Origin of the sequence: Ciceribacter lividus (genome assembly GCF_003337715.1) — a bacterium.
GTDB classification, from domain to species: domain Bacteria; phylum Pseudomonadota; class Alphaproteobacteria; order Rhizobiales; family Rhizobiaceae; genus Allorhizobium; species Allorhizobium lividum.
In genome coordinates this window covers 41,703-63,337 of the sequence record NZ_QPIX01000008.1, presented here as the reverse complement: position 1 = coordinate 63,337, position 21,635 = coordinate 41,703, and the positions used below count along the sequence as shown (strand labels likewise).

At 63.4% G+C, this 21,635-nt stretch carries 22 protein-coding genes; 10 read left to right on the top strand and 12 right to left on the bottom strand.

The window, feature by feature from the left end:
- Positions 1 to 63 precede the first annotated feature (63 nt).
- Together DFR48_RS14835 and DFR48_RS14830 are read left to right on the top strand one after the other, a co-directional pair.
- A complete protein-coding gene (locus tag DFR48_RS14835; RefSeq protein WP_425359259.1) occupies positions 64 to 1,611 on the top strand; it encodes an AMP-binding protein in 1,548 nt (515 codons plus the stop codon).
- Between the two features lie 62 nt (positions 1,612 to 1,673).
- Complete coding sequence (locus DFR48_RS14830) at positions 1,674 to 2,504, top strand: p-hydroxycinnamoyl CoA hydratase/lyase (RefSeq protein WP_114363925.1); 831 nt, start codon at positions 1,674 to 1,676, stop codon at positions 2,502 to 2,504.
- 31 nt (positions 2,505 to 2,535) lie between these two features.
- On the opposite strand, the gene DFR48_RS14825 is transcribed toward DFR48_RS14830, so the two are convergent.
- The 3 genes from DFR48_RS14825 to DFR48_RS14820 form a co-directional block, all read right to left on the bottom strand.
- The gene (locus tag DFR48_RS14825; RefSeq protein ID WP_114364166.1) at positions 2,536 to 4,452 is read right to left on the bottom strand and encodes a putative bifunctional diguanylate cyclase/phosphodiesterase; all 1,917 of its coding nucleotides are present in this window, start codon (positions 4,450 to 4,452) and stop codon (positions 2,536 to 2,538) included.
- Positions 4,453 to 5,050: 598 nt separating this feature from the next.
- Entirely contained in the window at positions 5,051 to 5,221 is a 171-nt protein-coding gene (locus DFR48_RS21985) for a hypothetical protein (RefSeq protein WP_170141893.1), read from the bottom strand.
- 111 nt (positions 5,222 to 5,332) lie between these two features.
- Positions 5,333 to 5,542 (bottom strand): cold-shock protein, encoded by a 210-nt coding sequence (locus tag DFR48_RS14820; protein ID WP_114363924.1) that lies wholly within the window; start codon positions 5,540 to 5,542, stop codon positions 5,333 to 5,335.
- Between the two features lie 1,074 nt (positions 5,543 to 6,616).
- On the opposite strand from DFR48_RS14820, the gene DFR48_RS14815 reads away from it, so the two are divergent.
- From DFR48_RS14815 to DFR48_RS14795, 5 genes are all read left to right on the top strand, one after another.
- The gene (locus DFR48_RS14815) at positions 6,617 to 6,880 is read left to right on the top strand and encodes a hypothetical protein (RefSeq protein WP_170141892.1); all 264 of its coding nucleotides are present in this window, start codon (positions 6,617 to 6,619) and stop codon (positions 6,878 to 6,880) included.
- 231 nt (positions 6,881 to 7,111) lie between these two features.
- The gene (locus tag DFR48_RS14810; RefSeq protein ID WP_114363923.1) at positions 7,112 to 7,321 is read left to right on the top strand and encodes a cold-shock protein; all 210 of its coding nucleotides are present in this window, start codon (positions 7,112 to 7,114) and stop codon (positions 7,319 to 7,321) included.
- Between the two features lie 176 nt (positions 7,322 to 7,497).
- Positions 7,498 to 7,866, top strand: coding sequence for a DUF6481 family protein (locus DFR48_RS14805; RefSeq protein ID WP_114363922.1), 369 nt, complete (start codon positions 7,498 to 7,500; stop codon positions 7,864 to 7,866).
- Between the two features lie 90 nt (positions 7,867 to 7,956).
- Positions 7,957 to 8,997, top strand: coding sequence for a fatty acid desaturase (locus tag DFR48_RS14800; RefSeq protein WP_114363921.1), 1,041 nt, complete (start codon positions 7,957 to 7,959; stop codon positions 8,995 to 8,997).
- 60 nt (positions 8,998 to 9,057) lie between these two features.
- On the top strand, positions 9,058 to 9,345 hold the full coding sequence (locus DFR48_RS14795) for a hypothetical protein (RefSeq protein WP_114363920.1): 288 nt from the start codon (positions 9,058 to 9,060) through the stop codon (positions 9,343 to 9,345).
- Between the two features lie 220 nt (positions 9,346 to 9,565).
- On the opposite strand, the gene DFR48_RS14790 is transcribed toward DFR48_RS14795, so the two are convergent.
- The 9 genes from DFR48_RS14790 to DFR48_RS14750 all read right to left on the bottom strand — a co-directional run bounded on the left by DFR48_RS14790 (position 9,566) and on the right by DFR48_RS14750 (position 18,133).
- Positions 9,566 to 10,642, bottom strand: a complete 1,077-nt coding sequence (locus tag DFR48_RS14790) for a saccharopine dehydrogenase family protein (protein ID WP_114363919.1) — start codon at positions 10,640 to 10,642, stop codon at positions 9,566 to 9,568.
- A 4-nt stretch (positions 10,643 to 10,646) separates the two neighbouring features.
- On the bottom strand, positions 10,647 to 11,420 hold the full coding sequence (locus DFR48_RS14785) for an amino acid ABC transporter ATP-binding protein (RefSeq protein ID WP_114363918.1): 774 nt from the start codon (positions 11,418 to 11,420) through the stop codon (positions 10,647 to 10,649).
- 15 nt (positions 11,421 to 11,435) lie between these two features.
- Entirely contained in the window at positions 11,436 to 12,101 is a 666-nt protein-coding gene (locus tag DFR48_RS14780; protein ID WP_114363917.1) for an amino acid ABC transporter permease, read from the bottom strand.
- Between the two features lie 165 nt (positions 12,102 to 12,266).
- Positions 12,267 to 13,184, bottom strand: a complete 918-nt coding sequence (dapA, locus tag DFR48_RS14775) for a 4-hydroxy-tetrahydrodipicolinate synthase (RefSeq protein WP_114363916.1) — start codon at positions 13,182 to 13,184, stop codon at positions 12,267 to 12,269.
- A 26-nt stretch (positions 13,185 to 13,210) separates the two neighbouring features.
- A complete protein-coding gene (locus tag DFR48_RS14770) occupies positions 13,211 to 13,954 on the bottom strand; it encodes a dihydrodipicolinate reductase C-terminal domain-containing protein (protein ID WP_114363915.1) in 744 nt (247 codons plus the stop codon).
- 11 nt (positions 13,955 to 13,965) lie between these two features.
- Positions 13,966 to 15,360 carry an aldehyde dehydrogenase family protein gene (locus DFR48_RS14765; RefSeq protein WP_114363914.1) on the bottom strand — a complete coding sequence of 465 codons (1,395 nt, stop codon included), beginning with the start codon at positions 15,358 to 15,360 and terminating at the stop codon, positions 13,966 to 13,968.
- A 13-nt stretch (positions 15,361 to 15,373) separates the two neighbouring features.
- The gene (locus DFR48_RS14760) at positions 15,374 to 16,720 is read right to left on the bottom strand and encodes an FAD-dependent oxidoreductase (RefSeq protein ID WP_114363913.1); all 1,347 of its coding nucleotides are present in this window, start codon (positions 16,718 to 16,720) and stop codon (positions 15,374 to 15,376) included.
- Complete coding sequence (locus DFR48_RS14755; RefSeq protein WP_114363912.1) at positions 16,713 to 16,967, bottom strand: 2Fe-2S iron-sulfur cluster-binding protein; 255 nt, start codon at positions 16,965 to 16,967, stop codon at positions 16,713 to 16,715. The genes DFR48_RS14760 and DFR48_RS14755 overlap by 8 nt, the downstream gene beginning before the upstream one ends.
- The gene (locus tag DFR48_RS14750; protein ID WP_114363911.1) at positions 16,964 to 18,133 is read right to left on the bottom strand and encodes an NAD(P)/FAD-dependent oxidoreductase; all 1,170 of its coding nucleotides are present in this window, start codon (positions 18,131 to 18,133) and stop codon (positions 16,964 to 16,966) included. Before DFR48_RS14750 ends, DFR48_RS14755 begins: the two co-directional genes overlap by 4 nt.
- A 158-nt stretch (positions 18,134 to 18,291) precedes the next feature.
- On the opposite strand from DFR48_RS14750, the gene DFR48_RS14745 reads away from it, so the two are divergent.
- The 3 genes from DFR48_RS14745 to DFR48_RS14735 all read left to right on the top strand — a co-directional run bounded on the left by DFR48_RS14745 (position 18,292) and on the right by DFR48_RS14735 (position 21,632).
- The gene (locus DFR48_RS14745; protein ID WP_114363910.1) at positions 18,292 to 19,221 is read left to right on the top strand and encodes a LysR family transcriptional regulator; all 930 of its coding nucleotides are present in this window, start codon (positions 18,292 to 18,294) and stop codon (positions 19,219 to 19,221) included.
- A 160-nt stretch (positions 19,222 to 19,381) separates the two neighbouring features.
- A complete protein-coding gene (locus DFR48_RS14740) occupies positions 19,382 to 20,206 on the top strand; it encodes a transporter substrate-binding domain-containing protein (RefSeq protein ID WP_114363909.1) in 825 nt (274 codons plus the stop codon).
- Positions 20,207 to 20,645: 439 nt separating this feature from the next.
- Positions 20,646 to 21,632, top strand: a complete 987-nt coding sequence (locus DFR48_RS14735) for a BMP family protein (RefSeq protein ID WP_114363908.1) — start codon at positions 20,646 to 20,648, stop codon at positions 21,630 to 21,632.
- The last annotated feature ends 3 nt before the right edge of the window (positions 21,633 to 21,635 follow it).

Here is a 21,635-nt window from a genome sequence, read left to right as displayed (position 1 = left end):
ATATAATATGTACTACATACTATTTTGGTTCGTATGGGAGTGCGGACCCGGGAGGAGAACATGCTGCAGCACGCTTTCGTCGCCGCGTCGACGGACACCACTTTCGCGCTCGGCGATCCGGTCGGCTACCGTGCCCTTGTAGGGCCGGCTCGGCCAGCAGTCTACGAGGTAGAGACCGGTCGTTCGCTGACCTATGCGGAGCTCGACGACCTGATCGCGCGGATCGCCGCGGTCCTGCTGCTGAAGGTCGCGGTGCCGGAGCCTCATCCTCGCATCGCATATCTCGGGCGCAATTCGATCGTTCAGGTCGCAACCTGCCTCGCCTGCCAGCGTGCCGGCTATGTCTTCGTTCCTCTCAACTGGCGGCTCGGCCCCGTCGAGATCGGACAGATCGTCGAGGATTGCCGACCTTCCCTCATCGTCCACGCGGCCGAGTTTGCCGGTACGATCGGCGAGATCGCCGATCCGCTTCCGCCGCTGCTGCCCGTCGACGGCGAGGATGGCTTGCTCGCGCTCATCGCCGAGAACCCGCGCGCCGAGCCGGAAGCGCCCGTCGCCGACGGGCCCTGCATCATGCTCTACACCTCCGGCACGACCGGGGCGCCGAAGGGCGTCGTCGTGACGCGCCGCAACGCCTTCGCCGCGGCGCTCAATTTCGCACTGGTCGGGGAAGTGACGGCACACTCGGTCGCGCTTCTCGACCTGCCGCTCTTCCATACGATCGGTCTCGTCGCGATCGCCCGCACGACGCTGATGATGGGCGGACGGCTGGTGATCTCCGACCGGTTCCTGCCCGAACGGACGCTTGCAACGCTCGGCGATCCTTCCCTTTGCGTGAGCCACTACTTCGCCGTGCCGCAGATGGCGGCGGCGCTGCGTGCCTCGCCGAACTGGAACGCCGCCGCGCTGAAGGCCCTCCAGGCGATCTTCATCGGCGGGGCACCGCTCTCTCCGGCGCTGATCGAGACCTTCCTCGAGGACGGCATCCCGCTCGTCAACGGTTACGGCATGAGCGAGGCGGGGACCGCGATCCACATGCCGCTCGATCGCGAGATGGTGGCGACCTTCCCCGGCAGCGTCGGCTTTCCGGCGCCGATGCTCGCCATCCGCCTCGTCGGCGAGGACGGTCGGGACGTGGCCGACGGCGAGGTCGGGGAAATATGGCTCAGCGGCCCCTCCGTGACCCCCGGCTACTGGAACAAGCCGGAGGAGACCGCGCGCGCCTTCGTCGACGGCTGGTATCGTAGCGGCGATCTCGGCCGCCGCGGTCCGGGTGGCGTCATCTACGTGCCCGACCGGCTGAAGGACATGTATATCAGCGGTGGCGAGAACGTCTTCCCCGCCGAAGTGGAAGCAGTGATCGGCGCCCATCCGAAGGTTCTGGATGTCGCGGTCGTCGGGGCGCCGGATCCGAAGTGGGGAGAATGTGGCATCGCCTTCGTCGTGGCTGCGGTCGCGGATGCGACGGATGAGGAGATCCTCCTCCATTGCGCCGAGCGGCTTGCCGCCTACAAGCGGCCGGCCCGCGTCGTCTTCCTCGAGGCGATCCCGCGCACTGCATCCGGAAAGGCGCAGAAGCACATCCTGCGCACCCATCACCTTCCCTCGTGAACTCAAGCATTTGCGGCGGCGACCTTCGACCCCGCGTCGATCCAGATGAAAGGACAGAGACCATGACAGAAACCGACAAGAGCAAGGCCGACCCCGTCGTCGTCGACTTCGACGGCGGTATCGCCTTCGTGACCCTCAACCGGCCGGAAAAGCGAAATGCCATGAACCCGGCGCTCAACCGCCGGATGATGGAGGTTCTCGACGATCTCGAAGGGGACGAGCGTTGCGGCGTGCTGGTCCTTCGGGGCGCCGGCTCCTCCTGGTCGGCGGGCATGGATCTCAAGGAATACTTCCGCGACAACGACGGCAAGGGGCGTCACGTGACGCTCAAGAGCCGCCGGCAGTCCGGCGGCTGGTGGAACCGCCTGATGTTCTTCGAAAAGCCGACCATCGCCATGGTCAATGGCTGGTGCTTCGGCGGGGCGTTCACCCCGCTCGTCGCCTGCGACCTTGCGATCGCGGCGAACGAGGCGACCTTTGGTCTTTCGGAAATCAACTGGGGCATTTTGCCCGGCGGCAACGTTACCCGCGCCGTCGCCGAGGTGATGAACCACCGCGACTCCCTCTACTACATCATGACCGGCGAGACCTTCGGCGGCGAGAAGGCCCGGGAGATGGGTCTCGTCAACGAATCCGTGCCGCTCGCCGAACTCGAAACGCGTGTGCGGCAGATCTGCGCGAGCCTCTTGGAAAAGAACCCGGTCACCCTGAAAGCGGCAAAGGACACCTTCAAACGCGTCCGCAACATGCCCTGGGATCTTGCCGACGACTACATCTACGCCAAGCTCGAGCAGATGCTCTATCTGGACAAGACGCGTGGCCGCGACGAGGGCCTGAAGCAGTTCCTCGACGACAAGACCTACCGGCCGGGCCTCGGCGCGTACAAGCGCTGACCCTGGACGGGCGCTTGCCCTTCGCCAACCGTCACCCCGCCTGCGGGGCGACGGTTCCGGCGGCATAGAGATAGTTGCCGAGTTCGTGTCCCGCGACCGGCGGCGAATAGAAATAGCCCTGGATCAGCACGGCACCGAGCGCCGCCAGGGCGTCCATCTCCTCCTGCGTCTCCACCCCTTCGATCACGCAGTCGAGGTGCATGTCGCGGCTGAGCGCGAGCAGCGACTTCACGATCTTGTAGCTTGCCGGGTTCTTGTGGAGGTCTTTGACGAAGCTGCGGTCGATCTTGATCTTGGTCAGCGGCAGCGCGTGAAGCCGGGTCAGGCTCGAATAGCCGGTGCCGAAATCGTCGAGCGAGATTCCGCAGCCCATCACGCGCAGTGCTTCGACCGACTTCCGCACCTGCTCGAAATCATGGGCGAAGGCCGTCTCGGTGATCTCGAAATCGATGCGGTGGCTGCCGAAGGCGCTGTTGCCGAGGATCGCGGCGATCGCGAGCACGCTTTCCTCGGTGTTCAGGTCGTGTGCCGACAGGTTGAACGAGAGCCGCGTCCCGGCGGGCCAGGTTTCCGCCGTGGCCACCGCCTTCCGCAACAGGATGCGGGTGAGAGTGCCGACGAAGCCAGCCCGCTCGGCAATGGGAACGAACTGGCCGGGTGGTACGCATCCGAGAACGGGGCTCTCCCAGCGCGCAAGCGCCTCGAAGCCCATGGTTCTTCCGTTCGATCTGTCGACGATCGGCTGGAAGACCACTGTCAGTTCCTGTTCCAGGTCCGCCTGTCTCAGAACCTGTTCGATCAACGCTTCGCGACGGATCTGCGCGTCGAGCGCGTTCGAGAACAGGGTGCAGGTGCCGCGACGGGTCCGCTTCCCGTGGTAGAGCGCGTAGTCGGCATGGTCGAACAGGGTTTCCGGCGAGGTCGCCGCGTCCGGGTGAATGGCGACGCCGACCGAGGCGGAGATCTGCACGGTGGCGGCGGGCAGAATGATGGGCTTCTGCAACGTGTGACAGATGTCCTTGCCCAGTGCCATGACGGCGCTGCCTTCCGTCGCGTCCGTCGTCACGAAGGCGAATTCGTCGCCGCCGAGGCGAAAGAAATGCGTGCCGGAGCCGGTATTGAGGTCGGAGAGGCGCGCGCCCACCTGAACGAGAAGCTTGTCGCCGGCCGAATGGCCGTAGACATCATTGACCGGCTTGAAACCGTCGAGATCGAGGATGCCGACCGCGAGCCGTGTTCCGTCTTTCCGGGCCTCCGCGAAGACGTCCTGAAGGTGCGAGAAGAAGGCGCGGCGGTTCGGCAGGCCGGTCAGGCTGTCGAGATTGGCAAGCCGCAGGTTCTCGTTGCTCAGCGCCTCGGTGCGGACCTGCGCGTTCACCATCTCGGCGAAGTTGCGGTAGTTGACCATCAGGATCACCAGCATGCCGACGCTGACGAGGGCGATGTTGACGGCGATCGCGACGAAGGTCGGCTGGCCGGTCAGGGCATAGAAGGGGATGAAGGTGCCGTTGACGATCACCGTCACGGTCACCGCGGCCGACCGCAGGAACATCAGGCAGAAGATGCAGCTGATCACCGTGATCGACATGTAGAAGGCGAGGTGCGACTGCGCATAGGCGTCGCCATAGGGAAAGAGCATGTAGGACCAGCCGGTGAAGACGGCCGCGATGACGAAGGCCAGCCGGTTGGTACGCCGGAGCGCGCGGAGCGCTGCTTCCGGCGTCGGTTCGATACTGCGCGATAACCACCAGTGCCGGATACGGGCGAGGCTTACCGCGGTGAAGAGCGCGGGAAGGGCGGTCGTCAGCCAGAGGGGCGCGGTGGCCATGTGTGTCGCGGCGACCGCCCAGGTGCTCGTCATCAGGATGAAGTACATCATCGGCAGCTGCCGGGCGAAGGCGCGGTACTGCTCCCTGAGCAGCGACGGATTGTCGGAGGGCACCGACATGAAGGCGACCACGTGCGACACGGCCGATTTCAAAGGGTGGGTCCGTCCGTCGGGTTCGTGTTCGGCAAAGCGTTCGAATAAGTTCATTCAGACAGATCGCGTAAAGAAACGTTCTGCATTGTCGGCGACGGACGCTAAGAATCGGTTACGCGCCGTGGCTTGAGCCGGCGCTCTTCGGAGACAGGGGTTCGTCGCGTCGTGGGACGCTTGGTGGGCGGAGGATTTGTCGGACGAGGCAGGTATTGCCGAGAAAGCCGCGCGCGGGTGTCTCCGCCAATACTTCTTCAGGGGCAGTGCTGTTCTCTGAGGCGGAGCAACAAGCGGCATCGCGCAAGATCGGAACGCGATCTGATTCCGCTAACTGACGTCACTCTCGTTCTTTGCCGAAGGCAAACACGAAAATGGAGATCTCTCCGGGCGCCCTGCCTCGACCTCGTCGAAGCGGGTGACCGGAGAAACGGGGGTCTCCGTGTCAAAATCGACGAAGCCGCTCGACCGTATCGGTGGACATGGCCTTCGCATCTCCGTCGGATCTCGCCTGGGTCGTTTCGTCAGAACGAACCCGGATTGACCGGATGTACTCCGGTCCTTGCCGATGTCACTTCTTGCCGCCAAATCGTCGGGTCTTGTCGAGTTTGCCCTTGGCCGATGATGTCTTTGCATCGTAGCCTTGACCGTGGTTCGTTCCGCCAAGGTGTCCGCCGCCACTGGTGTTTGCCACCTGCCGCTGCGCCCTGAGGATCTGTTGTCCTGCGTCCGTCTTTTTCATGGGAGTCTTTCCTGGTTGGAAATGAAAAAAAGGCCGGGCGAGCCCGACCTTGCCATATGGTTCTGCGGTCTGTGTCCGCGACGGCGGTCAGAGACCTGAACCCGTCCAGGCTTATGCCGCCTGAAGATTCTCGGCGGCAGTTCTGCCTGAGCGCTGGTCGGTGACGACGTCATAGCTGATCTTCTGACCTTCCATGAGGTGCGTCATGCCAGAGCGTTCGACCGCCGAGATGTGGACGAACACGTCCTTCGCGCCGTCCGCGGGCTCGATAAAACCGAAGCCTTTTGCCGTGTTGAAGAATTTCACGATGCCGGTGTTCATAACAATTTCCTCTCGCTATCGCAGGAATTTGCAGCCGGTATTATGCAGGCCGCGCAGTCATCGATTTTGAAAGGGAAGGTCACATCCGCACAATTGGCACAAAAATGAAGCTAAGCAGCCAAATTCGATTTGTGAAAACTATCAGTCGATTGTGTCCGGCACAAGGCGACTTTGATTTTTATTTTGTTGCACCTTTCGGAGGCGAGGCGTATCATAAATTTGTCGGCAGCCATGTTCAGGGCGCTGCTGCCCAGGGCTGTCATGCCCCGGCCCCAACGAAAGGAGGACGCTTATGTCTTCCGAGCTGCAGTTACACCGAAATCTCCTCAGCGTAAGCGGGTCTGGATATCGTGAGAACATCCAGCATCATGAGACCGGTCCATCGAACGCCGCTGCACGGATTGTAAGGCGATTCCGGGCAGTTCTTTCCGCGCCGGATCAGCAGCTTCCGTGTTCGTCGTCGCTTACGGGCTTCGGCGTCATGTCTGTCTTGCAAGGCGGGCGAATGGAAACTGCGGTTCTCCAAATCTGAACACCATCCGGTAGTCGATGTTCCGCTTCGGGCGATACGTCCATCAAAGCGGTCCGCTCGCTCTTCATTCTTTCGCTACACATCCAACTTGGAGCAATTCCTATGGCAAAGGGCCAAATGCGAAGTAACCGCGAGGCGCGGAAACCAAAGAAGGAAAAGGCCTCGTCCGCCCCGCCCGCCGTTTCGGGCGCTCAGGTCAAGCTGGCGAGCAGCGGATTGAGCCTCGGCAAGAAACAGCGATAGCTGCCGCGAGCAAAGCAACGGGACCTTCGCGGACGGTTTGGATCACGAGCGTTTCCTACTCCCGATTGACCGGATCGGCTGGCTTCTGGCGGTGCTGCCCTTCCAGGGAGCGTCCCGACTTCGAGCTCCCGTCGGAACGACTCCGAATTGGCCGGAAATGCTCGAGGTTTCAGTTCATGACGGATATGGCCTGCCGTTCGGCCGAGAGTTCCTTCCGATGCTCGCTTGCGCGCGAAGAGCTGGAGGCCGCTGCGGCGGTTTCCCCGCGTGTTCAGCTTCAAAAAGAGAGGAATTGGGCGATGAAGAGTGTTGATTACCATGCCGCCGCAGGACTCTATCCCTGCAAGACCGTGCGCCGGACGAGCAGGCTTCGGTACAAGAGGTTTGACAGCGTGGCGGAAGCGCTCCGTTTTGCAATCGAGGACATGCCCAGCTCGATGCTCCGGGGCTGCGTGCTCGAGGTCGACGAGGACCGCTTCGATGGAATGCAGATGCAGAAGCTCTACGAAGCCGAGGACTATCCGCTTCTCCGACGCAGCCCCTCGGGCCGTCGGCGCCCGTGACGGGGTGCGTCTATCCGGACAATGTATACCATAAGTAGAAAAACAGAAGAACGCAAAACAAAAGGTTGACGCGGATCCGGCGATCGTATATTGAGTGTTCATCGATACTTTGTTTGCTGATATTTGTTTTGGCTGCGCCTCGCGCTTCGTGACGAACTTCCCCCTTCAAAAGTCGAAAACACCGCCGTGCGTCGCCCGGCGGCACTCAACGTTGCTGAGAAAGGGCTCGTTATGGCCACTGGCACAGTCAAATGGTACAATTCCACCAAAGGTTTCGGCTTCATTCAGCCTGACGATGGCAGCGCGGACGTCTTCGTCCATGTTTCCGCTATCGAGCGGGCAGGCATGAACACGATCGTTGAAGGCCAGAAGATCGGCTTTGAACTCGAACGTGACCGCAAGTCAGGCAAGATGTCGGCGGGCACGCTTCGCGCCGCCTGAAGCTTCAGCCGCAGGTGACCACGGATGTACTGGCATCGCGGCGAAAGGTTGGAAAGGCCAGGCATGCGTCTGGCCTTTTTTCTTAACTTGCACACCGCTGCAAATTCTGAACCCGGTCCCGCTCAGGGCGGGACGCGGGGGAGCTCTCGAACTGACGAGTTCCAAAGGATGAGAGATTGAGACACCCGAACGACAACGGCTTTCATGCGCGCCGTACGGCCGCGGCCGAGGCGAAACGCGCACTATTGGAAAAATTCGCATCTGCACCCAAGGCGATCGATCCGCAGATGCGGGAACGATTGGCCGCTCGTGAAGCGGTCGCCATCGCCAGAGAGCAACGCCGGGCCGAGCGGCAAGCGATGAAAGTCGCGGAGCACGCGCGAATGCTCGCGGATGCAGAGGCTCGTGCGGCTGCAGCAGAAGCCGAGCAGGCAGCCGCCAAAGCACAACAGGACGACGTCAAGACTCGCATGATCGCAGACGAGGCGGCCCGCAAGGCGGAACGAGATCGTCGCTATGCCGCCCGAAAGGCGCGCCGGTCCTGACGATTCGAGATGCGCCCGTGATCGGGCGCGAGTAACAACACCGCCGTCTGCACTTTCATGCAGCGAAGCGAGTGAACGGATGGTTTTCCGATGAACACTATGATCCAAGCGCCTGCGAAACCTGCCGAAGTCGATGCCGCGGCCTGGTTGAAAACCTTGTCGCGATATCGCCAACCACGGGCACGGCGCAGCGTCTTTGAGCTCCTGGTTACGATCGTTCCCTTCGCGATTTTCTGGTTTCTCGCATATTTCTCCATCTCCCGCGGTGTTTGGCTGGGGCTGATATTCGTCGTACCCGCTGCCGCGTTTCTCTTGCGCCTGTTCATGATTCAGCATGATTGCGGGCACGGTTCGTTTTTCGCTCGTCGCGGTATCGATGACTGGGTGGGGCGTCTGCTCGGCGTACTTACCTTGACGCCTTATGACTACTGGCGTCGCGCTCATGCCGCCCACCACGCCTCGGCCGGGAATCTGGACGAACGGGGCGTCGGCGACATCACCACCCTTACGGTCGCCGAGTATCGTTCGCTCTCCCGCATGGGGCGTCTCGGTTACAACCTCTACCGGCACCCGCTGGTGATGTTCGGCATCGGTCCCGCGTGGCTGTTCCTCTTCAAACAACGTCTGCCGTTCGGGATGATGCGATCGGGCGCCTTGCCGTGGGTGTCGACGATGGCCACCAACGCCGCCATTGTCGTATTGGCAGGGGTGCTGGTATGGCTCATCGGAATCGGGCCCTTTGTTGCCATTCACCTGCCGATCGTGCTCTTGGCGGGTGCGGCCGGCGTCTGGCTCTTCTATGTCCAGCATCAATTCGAGACGACCCACTGGGCCAAGGGCGACGACTGGCATTTCCCGGAGGCGGCGCTTCACGGCGCTTCCCATTACGATTTGCCGCTGGTGTTGCGGTGGATCACCGGCAATATCGGCATTCACCACGTGCATCACCTGTCGAGCCGCATCCCCTATTACCGGCTCCCGGAAGTGCTTCGTCATCACCCGGAGCTTGCTTCCATCGGACGCATCACGCTGTGGGAGAGCCTGAAGTGCGTGAAGCTCGTCCTCTGGGACGAGAGAAGCCGAAAACTCCTCTCCTTCCGGGATGCCGCGCAGGTTACAGCCGGCGCGTGAATGCGTTGCAGCCGGCTGCTTGCCGGCCGCGCTTCCTCACCACGACAACGAAAGACGACGATGATCGAACTGACACCGATACAGATACGAGGTCTGAAACTCGCAAAGGACGGCGATTTGTTTCTCCAGGACGGCAAGAAATGGACGCATCGCGACGCCACCGAAACCTATGCAAAGACGGACCGGTTCAAGGAACGACCGCAGAAGGTCAAATTCCTGAAGACCAGCACGCTGAATGAACTGACCGAACTAGGTCTTCTGAAGAGGCTCAATCCCGAAGCGCAGACAGAAGAATCCGCCCACGCCATCACGATGGCGGGAAAGATGTGGCTTCTCAAGAACAAGTGACGCCCGCAAGGGAGCATTGGCCGTGCACCACCAAGACGCATTCTCGATGCGGGTGGCGGACATCTCCTTCAGCGCGTTCGTCGGAACACGAATCTCCGCCAAGCCCCTGTCGCTACGGCAGGGTCGCGGAGCTTTGGTCTCGGGTCTCAGGTCGGCGTTGCACCGCGATGGCGGATCCGTGCTGCGCGATGCCCCTGGCGGCGAGCATTCCTGGATGCCGTCACGCCGCCAGCAGGGGCGAAAAATAGGGATTCTCCAGAACCCCGGCGCCTGAAACGCTGTGGTGGGCGACGAAGCCCCTTTCTCCGAGGTCACCGTTTCGCAGCAAGGACAGCAAACCGGCGGCGTAGCCCGCCGCGACGGACGTCATCGCGTTGAAGGGGCCGAGGACCGGGCTCGGGCGGAACCGATAGGACGACGAGGCTTCGAGCTTGCGTGCACCCCTCGCGGAACGGGCCGTCAGGAACATCACCAGCTCGTCCTCCTCGATAATGGGCAGACCGTTGAGCAGGAGCGAGCGCAGCATGTCGCGGCGGTTCCTGAGGCCGAGGTCGTCGAGGAGGAACTGCATGTGCTCGAGGTGCCCGGGATAGCGCAGCGTCTTGAAGGTAACGTTGCCGACACCGGCCGTGGCGAACATTGCGAGATCCTTCAATCCGCGCGAGGTCGTGAAGCCTTCATAGGTCACGCCGTCGAGCACGACGTGTTCCTTGCCCTCGAGTGGCGCGAGATGAACGCGCTCTCCACCGCGCAGCGCCTCGCAAGGCATCGTATATTCGTCGATCAGTCCGTCGATGTCCCAGATCTGTCCGTAGCCGAGGCGGTTCGTCGGCAAGCGCGGTATGGAGCCGACGCGGATCGTCAGTTCGGAGACTGGCGCACACCGGGCAAGGAGGCTGCTTGCGATGTTCTCGACGAGACCCGGCGACACGCCGCAGCCATTGAGCACGACACGCTCGCCGGCAAGCGGCTCCAGCGCCTGCCGGGTGTCGGCATGCAGCGGTGAGAAATCGAGGAAATGCGTGCCCGCCGATGCCGCCGCCCGGGCGATCGCCGGCACCGCCCGCTCGGGCACGGCCGCGACCGTGACATCGCTCTGCTTCAGGAGGTTCGCGAGCGGCTCGTGCGAGCCGAGGTGGCGCAGAGAAACGGGCAGGTTCAGATCCAGCAGCCGGTCGAGAGCCTCTTCCGAAGGATCGATGACCTCTACGGCAAAGCCTCCCGCCGTGCCGAGGCAGGCGGCAAGCGCCGAGCCGATACTGCCTGCGCCGACGATCGATACACGGAAGCCAACCATAGGTTTACCCTCTGAAGCGTGAGACGAACGCCTGAAGGCGCGGGTTCTGCGGGTTGAGAATGACCTCGTCGGCCGATCCGGCTTCGGCGATCACGCCCTGATCGAGGAAGAGGACGCGATTGGCGACCTCGGCGGCGAACGCCATTTCGTGGGTGACGATCGCCATGGTCATGCCGGCGTCCGCCAGCTGGCGAATAACCGTCAGGACCTCGCCGACCAGTTCGGGATCAAGCGCGCTGGTCACCTCGTCGAGCAAGAGAACCTCGGGGTCCATGGCAAGTGCACGGGCGATCGCCACCCGCTGCTTCTGTCCGCCCGACAGATGGCTCGGATAGGCGGCATGCTTTTCGGCGAGGCCGACCTTGGCGAGCAGGTCCATGGCGCGCTCCTCGGCTTCTCGGCGGGGCGTCTTGCAGACCACGATCGGGCCTTCCGTGACGTTCTGGAGAACGGTCTTGTGCGGAAAGAGATTGAAGTGCTGGAAGACCATGCCGACATGGCGGCGAAGCGTGCCGATGCCGATGTCGCCGTCCTTGTCCCGGAAACGGTCGCCGACCTTCTTCTGACGAAAGAGGATCGTGCCGCCGCTCGGGATCTCCATCATGTTGAGACAACGGATGAAGGTCGACTTGCCGGAGCCTGACGGACCGATCAGTGCCACCACCTCGCCGCGGGCGAGACTGAGATCCAGCCCCTTGAGGACCTCGAGCGGGCCGTAGCTCTTGCGTAGCGATACCGCTTCGATGACCGGCGCGCTTGTTTCTTTGTTCATGCTCATGGTCGTACCGTTTCCTTAGTCGCTCGCCCTGAGGCGTCTTTCGATCCAGTCGGCAGCTTGCGTCAGCGGCAGGAGCATGACGATGTAGAGCCCGGCCATGATGGTGTAGGACTCCAGCGGCCGGTAGGTCTGCCCGTTGACGACGGCCGCCATGTAGGCGAGGTCGGCGACGGAGATCACCGAGACCAGCGAGGTGTTCTTGAACTGGATCACCGACTGGTTGATGAAGGAGGGCAGCATGCGCTTGATCGCCTGCGGCAGGATGATCCGCGTCATCGATTGCCAGGGGCTCATGCCGATGGCGGCGGCCGCCTCGCGCTGGCCACGGTCGATCGAGACGATGCCGCCGCGGAAAATCTCGGCGTAGAAGGCGCCGACATAGAGCGAAAGCGTCAGCATGGCCGCCACGCGATTGTCGATGGAGCCGCCGACCAGCAGTGGGAAGGCATAGTAGAACCAGAGCAACTGGACGAGAAGCGGCGTGCAGCGGAAGATCTCCTGGTAGACCCGCGCCACCGCCTTGAGAACCTTGAAGCGCGACAGACGCGCTCCGCAGGTGGCGAAGCCGATGATCACGCCGAAGAAGATCGACCCGAAGGTGTAGAGGACAGTGATCCACAGCCCTTCGAGAAAAAGGTCGTAGAAGACCCAGACCGAGTGGAAATCCCATTTATAGGTCATCTTGGTCTTCTCTCCTGCAGGCGTTTCCACCGCCAGTGTGGCGGGTGTTACTGGCTCTCATGGTCGTTCCCCATCTTCTTCGTGATCCGGGACTGGCGTGGTCCAGCCACGGTTTCATGGTCCTATCTTCCGCGGCGGGCGGCAATGCAAAGCTGCGGCGGGCGCTTACCGCATTTCTTGGAAGGCGGCCGTGGCCGCGCTGTAGCGGCCGAGGATTCCGGTGAGGCGTTCGCGGTTCGCGTCCGAAACAGGCACCATCGGCAGGCGAAGTTCCGGGCCGGCGAGGTTCGACAAGGCGAGTGCCGCCTTGACCGGTCCGGGATTGGACTCGATGAACATCCCTTCCGTGAGCTCGGCGATGATATCGTTGAGCGCCAGCGCGAGGCTCGTGTCGCCGTTCTCCCACGCCTTTACCATCTCGACCATCTCGCGGGGGGCGACGTTCGCGACGACGCTCGTGACGCCGCAGGCGCCGAGAGAGAGGAAGGGCAGGGTGAGGCCATCGTCGCCGGAGTGGATAATCAGGTCATTGCCGCAGGTGCGGCGCAGTGCGGTCACGCGGCCCGGATTGCCGCCGGCCTCCTTGATCGCCACGATATTGGCGTACCGTTCCGTCAGTGCGGCACAGGTTTCCGGGGCGATTTCGACGCCGCAGCGGCCGGGGACGGAATACAGCATGATCGGCAGGGTCGTCGCTTCTGCCACGGCCCCGTAATGGGCGATCAGTCCGGCCTGGGTCGGCTTGTTGTAGTAGGGCGTGACCACCAGCAGCGCATCGGCTCCGGCTGCTTCCGCCGCCTTTGCCTTCTCGATGGCCTTTTGAGTATTGTTGGCGCCGGCGCCGGCAACGACAAGCGCGCGGCCCTTGGCGAGTGCTGCGGCGCGGGCGATGAGCTCGACCGCTTCCTCATCCGACAAGGTGGCGGCCTCGCCGGTGGTGCCGACGGGAACGAGGCCCGTGACGCCGGCCGAGAGCTGCCGCTCGACGAGCGCGTCGAAGGCGGCGATGTCGACGCTGCCGTTCCTGAAGGGGGTGACGAGCGCGGTGAAGACGCCTTTGAAGCGGTGGGCCAAATCCTGCATGTGCCTCGATCCTTTCCTGTCTCTTGTTACCTGGCCAGACTGTCGGCCAGCGTATAGCGCCCGTTGGCGCGTGGTTCCGATATCAGCCATTCGGCTGCTGCAAGTGCGCCTTCCGCGTAGGCCGCAAGCGTATGGACGCGGTAGGTGAAGGCGACCTCCGCCGAACCGAGGTCGAAGCGGACTTCGTTGATACCGACGGTGTCACCTTCCCGATGGACGACGATCGGCGGCTCGGGCGCGGCAAATCCCATGACCTGACTGCGCGTCGCATGCAGTTCGCTTGCCAGAAGTCGCGACGTGCCGGACGGCTCGCTCTTCTTGCGCGCGTGGTAGATCTCGGCGACCGACGGCTCCGCCGCAGCCATGCGACGCATGAAATCGACGGCGCCGAGGCGGAAGGCCTCGAAACCACGTGCGAAATTGGCGCTGACCAGCATCGGCCGGTATGCGGCGTAGCGTGCGAGCGCCTCGCTCTCCTCCACGGAGAAGCCGGTCGTGCCGATCACCATGGGAATGGGTTTCTCGCCGACCAGCGCCTGGAAGGCGAGGCTTGACGCTGGCGTCGAGAAATCGATGACGACGTCGCAATGGCTGTTCATCGCACCGTCGGCCGGCCGGTATTCGATGCTGCCGCCGGCAACCGGTGTGCCGCAGAGCCGGGACACGGGGGAGACGAAGGCCGCCGCCAGCTGCAGGCCGGGATTGGCGAGGACGAGTTCGACCAGCCTTGTGCCGACGCGGCCGGATGCGCCGAGAATGCCTACTCTCATCGTCCCGGCCCTCAATCGATCACCACCTTGGGCTCGGACATCTCCCTGAGCGCAATGCGGACTCCTTCGCGGCCGAGGCCCGAACGCTTGACGCCGCCGAACGGCACGTGTTCCGCCCGGAAGTCCGGACCTTCGTTGATCATTACGCCGCCGACCACGAGGTCCCGGGAGAACTGCCTGATGACCGCGTGATCGTTGGTGAAGACACCAGCCTGCAATCCGTACTCCCCGGCATTGACTTCCGCGATCGCTTCGGCTGCTTCGCTGAAGGTGCGGATGGCGATGACGGGGCCGAAGGTTTCCTCCGCGATCACCGGTGCGTCGGCGGTGATCTCCGAAATGACGGTCGGGGCAAAGAGCGCGCCGGCGTGATTGCCACCGGTCAAGAGCTTGCCGCGCTTGCCGGCGATGGTCGCATCGATCCGCTCCTGGACGTTCCGCGCGGCGGCCGCATCGATGAGGGGACCCATATCGGTGTCGTCGAGGGAAGGATCGCCGAATTCGACCGCGTCGACTTCGGCGAGCAGCTTCTCCGTGAACGCCCGTTCGATGTCGCGGTGGAGATAGAGTTTCTTGACGGCCGCGCAGCTCTGGCCGGCAATCTCGAAACGATGGCCGATCGTGGTGGCGACCGCCTTGTCGAGGTCCGCGTCCGGCATCACGAAGAGGGGATCATTGCCACCGAGTTCCATCAGGCAGCGGACGAGCCCGCTCGCGTTCTTCAACGCGAGACCCGCCGCCGGGCCGCCGGTAAAGGAGAGAAGGTTGATCGGCGAGCGGGCGAGCGAGAGGGCCGCGTCGGCGCCGCCATGGACGACCTGGAAGAGATTGCAGGGCCAGCCGGCCTTCTCGGCCAGCGCGCAAAGCCTTTCGGCCGCGAGCGGCGCCTTCGGCGAGGGCTTGGCGACGACCGCATTGCCGGCGGCGATGGCCGGGCCGAGCTTGTGGCAAAGAAGGTTCAGTGGATAGTTGAAGGGAGTGATGGCGGCAGCGACGCCGACCGGTTCGTAGGTGATCGTTGCCAGCCGGTCGGCTCCCCCCTCGACGATCGCGCAGTGGAGCGCCTCGCCGTCGAGGAAGGTCGCCGCATCGCCCGAGAGTTTCAGCGTGTTCTGGGCCCGACGGACCTCGTTTCGGGCTTCGCGAATGGTCTTTCCCATCTCCGACGAGATAATCCGGGCCAGCTCTTCGGCATCCGCTGCGATTTCGGCGGCAAGGGCATTCAGCAGGCTGCGACGGAGCGCCGGCGTGGAGCGCCGAAATTCCTGCTGGGCAATCTTCGCCCGGGCCACGGCCGCGGCAATTCCAGACGGCGTGCTTTCGGCGACGTCGCCGACGATGTTGCCGTTGAACGGGTTGCGGACGGTGATCGTCGAACCGGCCTTGAAGGTCGCGACTTGGGTCATCAGGGTGCCTCTTCTAATCTTGCTGTTCGTCTCGAGGGGTCGTCTCTTCGGCATGCGCGGCGACAAAGGCGCCGATCGGCAAGGGACGTGTCGGCCAGCGGCGGCCGGTCAGATCCTCAGGGGAGGGGGGCGGGCGGTCGGGTCCGAGTGCTGCCATCAGGGCTGCGGTATTGTCGGCGCAGAACCGCCCCTGGCAGGACCCCATGGCGAAGCGACCGTTGTGCTTGACCTCGCGTCCACTCGGGGTATCCGGCCCGGCACATAGCCGTTTCAGGTCGCCGACGGTGCGGTTCTCGCAGCGGCAAAGGATCGTTTCGTCCGGCAGGCGCATCAGCGGATCAGCGCGATCGACCGGTCGGAAGAGACGGGCAAGGACATCCTGCGCTCGGCGTAATCTTTCGATCTCTCGTTCCGCCTGCCGACCCTTACCGGCGAGCCGTTCGAGGATTTCGCCGGCCGCACGCCTTCCGTCCGAAATCGCCGCCTTTGCACCAAGCGCCTCCCGGCAATCGCCGGCGCGCAGGATGACGGGAAGCGACGCGTCCTTTGCGGCTTCGGGGGGAAGCCCGAATTCGTTGGGCCGAATGCCGTCATGAAGGCCGATGCGATCGACGTCGAAGACATGCTCGCGGCCGCGGCCGTCGCGCACGACGGCCCGCAGTCCCTTCTGTCGCCGCTCGATTCTGGTGACCGATGCTGCCCTCATCCAGGGGATACGATGGAGATGGACTGTCCGCAGATAGGACAGCGCCTCGGTCACGAGTTCCGGATAAGCGCAAAGCCCGATGCCGGCAGCAAACCGGCCGACGGGGTCGCCGGCCTCAATGATGGTGGCGGGAGGATTGCCGAGCTTCACCATCTGCGCGGCGACCGCAATGAGCAGCGGGCCGTTGCCGGCGAGCAGAACGCGCCCGCCTGGTGCCCGGCCGGTTTCCTTCATCATCACCTGAAGGCCGCCCGCCGTCGACACGCCGGCAAGCTGCCAGCCGGGACGGGGCAATACCTTCTCCACAGCACCGACGGCGAGGATCACGCCTCGGGCCGCGACTTTCCGGATCTTTCCTGCATGGCGATCTTCGATGAGTACGAGGCCGGCTCCGTCGATGCCGACGAAGATGCAGGCATGCCGGACCGGAATGCCGCTCGCCGCAAAGTCATCGGCAAGAGCGCGCCAGCGCCGCTCGGCGCCCGTCGCCTGCCGCACGGGGCGGGCGCCGGCGATCGGCTGGCGATAGATCGCACCACCGATGGTCTCGCGTTGCTCGATGATTTCGACCGAGAGGCCGGCACGGCGGAGCTCGACGGCCGCGGCCAACCCGGCGGGGCCGGCACCGACGATCAGGACATCGACGTCAGTCATGATGCGCCCCTATGCTTTCGACCTTCATTCCTGCGCGCGCGGGTGTCAGGCACGCTTCGCGCATCACACCGTCGATCACCGTCAGACAGCACTGGCAGGCGCCGATCCCGCAGAAGAAGCGCGCCTCCACGTCGAGGGTGTCACGGCCGAGCATCGTGATACCGGCCGCATCCAGTGCCGCGGCCACGCTTTCGCCCGGACGGAACGGAATCTCCCGGCCCATGAAATCGAAGAGATGGCCGCTCATGCCGCCACCTCGATGCCGGCAAACCGGGCGGGATCGAACGGGGCGAGATCGATGGACGGCTCCTCGTCGCAGGCGAGCTCGACGATTGCCTTGGCGGCGATCGGACCGAGACAGATGCCGTCGCCTTCGAAGCCCGTGCTGACATAGGCATTGTCGAGACCCGGCAGGCGGCCGATGAGCGGCAGTCCGTCGACGACCGCGGTGCGCACCCCGGCAAAACTTCGCAGCAGCCGGACCTCGGCGAGGCCGGGAACCAGCGCAACCGCATCCGCGAGAATGCGTGACACGGCATCGAGATCGTTCGATCGATGGTCGTCGGTATCCTCGCGTGTGCCGCCGATGAGAAACTGCCCGGTGGTCAGCGGATCGATCACCAGCCCGATCCCGCGAGCGGGCTTGCCGGCGGCGGCCTTCTGGCTGCCCTTGCTCAGAAGATAGCGCCCGGACATGATCGCACCCGGCATGGCGGCGTTGAGGTGCGGTGCGCGCTCCGTGACGAGGAGCTGCCCCTTGCGCGGCGCGAGCGTGTCGCGAAGGCCGAGCAGATGCGCCGATCCGTTCCCGGCCGCGAGGATCACCGTGTCGGCCTTCAGAATGCCTTTGGTGGTCTCCACACCCTCGACACGTCCGCCGGAGACAAGAAGCCGGCGCACTGGCTCGTCGCGGCGGACGTTTATGCCGCCGGCCGTCAGCAGGCGATGGACGATCCGGTAGCCGATCGCGTGCCCCTCGTCGTGGACCTCGACCGCCATTTCGGCGCTGCGTGAGAGCACCGGAAAGCGCCGTGCGGTCTCGGCGCGAGAAAGCCTGTCGACACGCACGCCGGCGCACGAAAGAGCATCGGCATGGGCGTGGAGCACCTCCGCCTCCTGTTTCGACGAGGCGACGATGAAGGTCGAACGGGCCTTGAAGAGATCGGCGAACAGGCCTTCGCCGGCGAGCGCGCGGTAGAGCCGGATGCCGCAGAGTGCGGCTTCCATCAACGGACCCGGCCGCTTGCTGGCGACCGAGACGGCGCCGTCGGCGGCCCCCGTTGCCGCAGCCGCGGGAGCGCTCGCTTCGACGACCTCAACGTTCACGCCGCGCCGGGCGAGGAAATAGGCGGCGGCCGCGCCGGATATCCCCGATCCGATGACGATGGCTGATGCTGGCGGGCGGAACTTCATATCATTTGACCGAGATTTTTGCGTTCGATACATCTGATATTGGCGAAGTGCGGCCTCGCCCGTCGATACAAGATGACGGCCTTCCCAGTTCACGAAATTTGTATCCGCTGGAGAGAGAAGAACCCATATGCCGAGACCGGGTATCAAGGGGACCAGCGATGGCGAAGATCAGCCTTACTCTCATCCAGACCTTCTACCAGGTGGCACGGCACGGCTCCTTTTCGGGAGCCGCGCGCGATCTCAACCTGAGCTACCAGTCGGCCGCGAACCACGTTCGGCGGCTGGAGCAGATCCTCAAGGGCAAGCTCATCGACAGCGAGCAGGGGGCGAAGAGGATATCGCTGACGCCCCGCGGCCGCGCCCTCTACAATCTCCTCCATCCGGAGCTGGATATCATGCTCGAACGGCTCACCAAGCTGATCGAGAGCCAGCGCTCGTCACTTCGTGTCGGCATGCCGCAGGCCATCTTCTTCTACCTGTTCCCGAAGGTTCTGGCGCGTTTCCGCGAGAGCTTCCCGGAAATGGAGTTCGCCGTCTACGAGCGCGACACGGTGCTCGCCGAGCTCGTGAAGAACGGCAGTCTCGATATCTGTATTTCCGAGCGCTATTTCGGCGATCCCGTCGTGCCGCAGCGGCTTCTCGGCAGTTACCGGCTGAGCCTCGTCTATCCCCGCGTGTGGGGTGAGGCGCCTGCCGTGGCGGGGATACCGTTCTGGGCGGAAGGCCGGCCTTTCGTCACCTACGAGCCCGGGCAGACGCTACGAAACCTGTCGGTCGACTTTCTTGCACGTGACGGTGCGGTCGTTCAGCCGGTCATCTCGACCTCGGGCAGTTCAAGCGTCAAGCGCTGTGTCGAGGAGGGACTTGGCTTTTCGATCATCCCGTCCTGGTGCATCGGCCCCGAAGACCATACCATTGCTTCGGTCAAACTGGACACGCTGCCGGAGGTGCGGGTCTATTTCGGCACTGCCGGCTTCCTCCAGAAACATCCGATGGTCCTGAAGCTCTTCGAGGATTGCCAGCGCGAACTGGTCGGACCCGTGCTCGACCCGCCGCAGGGCGGCGACTTCCCCCGTGATACCCTTTGAGCGGCAACATACAAAAATGCCGATAAGTGTGTCCGGTTCTCTAGCATTGTGCCGCTTCCGTTCGGCGATACGCTGTCCATGGCCGCAATTGCTTCGACGGAAACCGGCGGATGCAAGGCGGGTAGACAATCGTTCTCGGGGAACAAGGGAGAAACCCAACATGCAGATTTTCGCCAAGCTTTGCAGCATAGCCGCGGTCGCGGCATCGCTGTTTGCGACATCGGCCTCGGCCGGCACGATCGACGACATCCGCTCGCGCGGCGTCCTCAGGATCCCGGCCATCCTCAACGAGGTGCCCTACTTCAACAAGGATCCCCGCACGGGCGAGTGGCAGGGCTTCGTCATCGACATGGCCAGTGACATCGCCAAGACCTTGGACGTGAAGCTGGAAGTCGTGGAGTCGAGCTGGGCGAATGCCATTCTGGACGTGCAGAGCGGCAAGGTCGACATGGCGTTCGCGGTGACCGCGACGCCGGTGCGCGCCATGTCCGTCTCCTTCTCTGACCCGACCTACTACAACAGCTTCGTGCTCGTTTCGGCCAAGGACGAACTGACGGGCAAGGCCTGGAACGAGCTGAACGACCCGAAATATACCTTCGCCGTCGACCTCGGTTCCGCGCAGGACCTGATGGCGAGCCAGTATCTTCCGAAGGCGAACATGCTGCGCTTCAAGACGCGCGACGAAGCCATCGTCGCCGTGACCACCGGCAAGGCCGACGCTCTGGTCAACACCATGCTGAACGGCCTCGTCATTTCCAAGAAGGCCCCGACGATCGGCAACGTCAAGGTTCCGACGCCGGTCCTTTCCACACCGTCGGTCATCGCCGTCAACTACGGCACCGATGAAACCTTCAAGAGTTTTGTCTCCGCCTGGGCCGAATACAATCGCCGCATCGGCAACAACCAGACCTGGATTCTCAACAGCCTGAAGCCCTTCGGCATCGAACTGACCGACATGCCTCCGGGTTTTGGCTTCGGCGGCTGAGGCTGTCATAGACCGTCACAACCCTTCACGGTCATCCGGACGAACTGTCGCCGGCGAGCATGAAAGTGCTCGCCGGCTTCCGGTTGCATGGGCCACGGGGTAGGGAGAGGTTACGCAAACCTGCCTTGACGTCTTGGTACTACGCACGGCCGAACTCGGGCAAGGCTCCCGGGTAAAGCCGCCAAACGGCCTGGAAAGAACATCTTGATTTCGTGGTCCTCCGGTCTCGTGCCAGTCTCTTCATCGGCAGCCAAAGTTGCCTGTTGTCACGACGCTGCCTGCCGGTCGCGCAAAGTCCCGGCAGTGCACAACCTGCGATCCGGGCAGACACGGATTCAGGTCCAGAAATGACCATTTTTTAGCCGCCGAATCGCCTTGACACATTTTTGTGCTGGACCTAACAATTTCTACCAATTGGTAAAAAATGGGGAACCCGAAAATGACCAACGACTTCATGCTTACCCGGCGCACCATTCTGGCGTCTGGCCTGGCGCTCGGCGCCTCTTCCTTCATTTCACCGTTGCGCGCCGCCGAGCCGATCAAGGTTGCCGGCATCCACGGATCGCCGGTCGAGAACGCCTGGAATTCCGTCCTTCACAAGGCGTTGCAGGACGCCGCCGCGGAAGGCGCGATCGAATACGTCTTCTCCGAGGGGGTCTCCGGCACGGATTATCCGCGGGCGATGCGCGAATATGCCGAGCAGGGCGTGAAGCTCGTCATCGGCGAGACCTTCCCCGTCGAGAAGCAGGCGCGCGAGGTGGCGGCGGACTATCCGGAAACCGCCTTCGTCATGGGGTCGAGCGGACAGGAATCGGGAGACAATTTCGGTGTCTTCGGCACCTGGAATTTCGACGGCGCCTATCTGGCGGGGATGCTCGCCGGCAAGATGACCAAGTCGAACGTCGTCGGTTCCGTCGGCGCCATGCCGATCCCGGAGGTCAACATGCTGATCAACGCCTTCGCGGCGGGCGTCAAGGCGGTCAATCCGGACGCGAAGCATCTTGTGACTTTCATCGGCACCTTCTTCGATCCGCCGAAGGCGCGCGAGGCGGGCCTCGCCCAGATCGACGCCGGCGCCGACATCCTCTTCGGCGAGCGTATCGGCACGGCGGACGCCGCCAAGGAGCGTGGCATCAAGTCCATCGGCTCGCTGATCGACTATACGCCGCGCTATCCCGACACGGTCTTCGCGAACGCGCTGTGGAATTTCCGGCCGATCCTGAATGCGGCGCTCGCCGACGTCGCAGCCGGCAAGCCGACCGGCCGTGACTACACAGCCTACGGTCTGATGAAGGAAGGCGGAAGCGACATCGTCTACGTGAAGGGTGTGGCACCCGCCGACGCGGAAGCGGCGATGGAGGCCAAGCGCGCCGAGATCAAGGCCGGCACCTTCGAAGTGCCGAAGATCATGGACGCGCCGAAGTAAGCT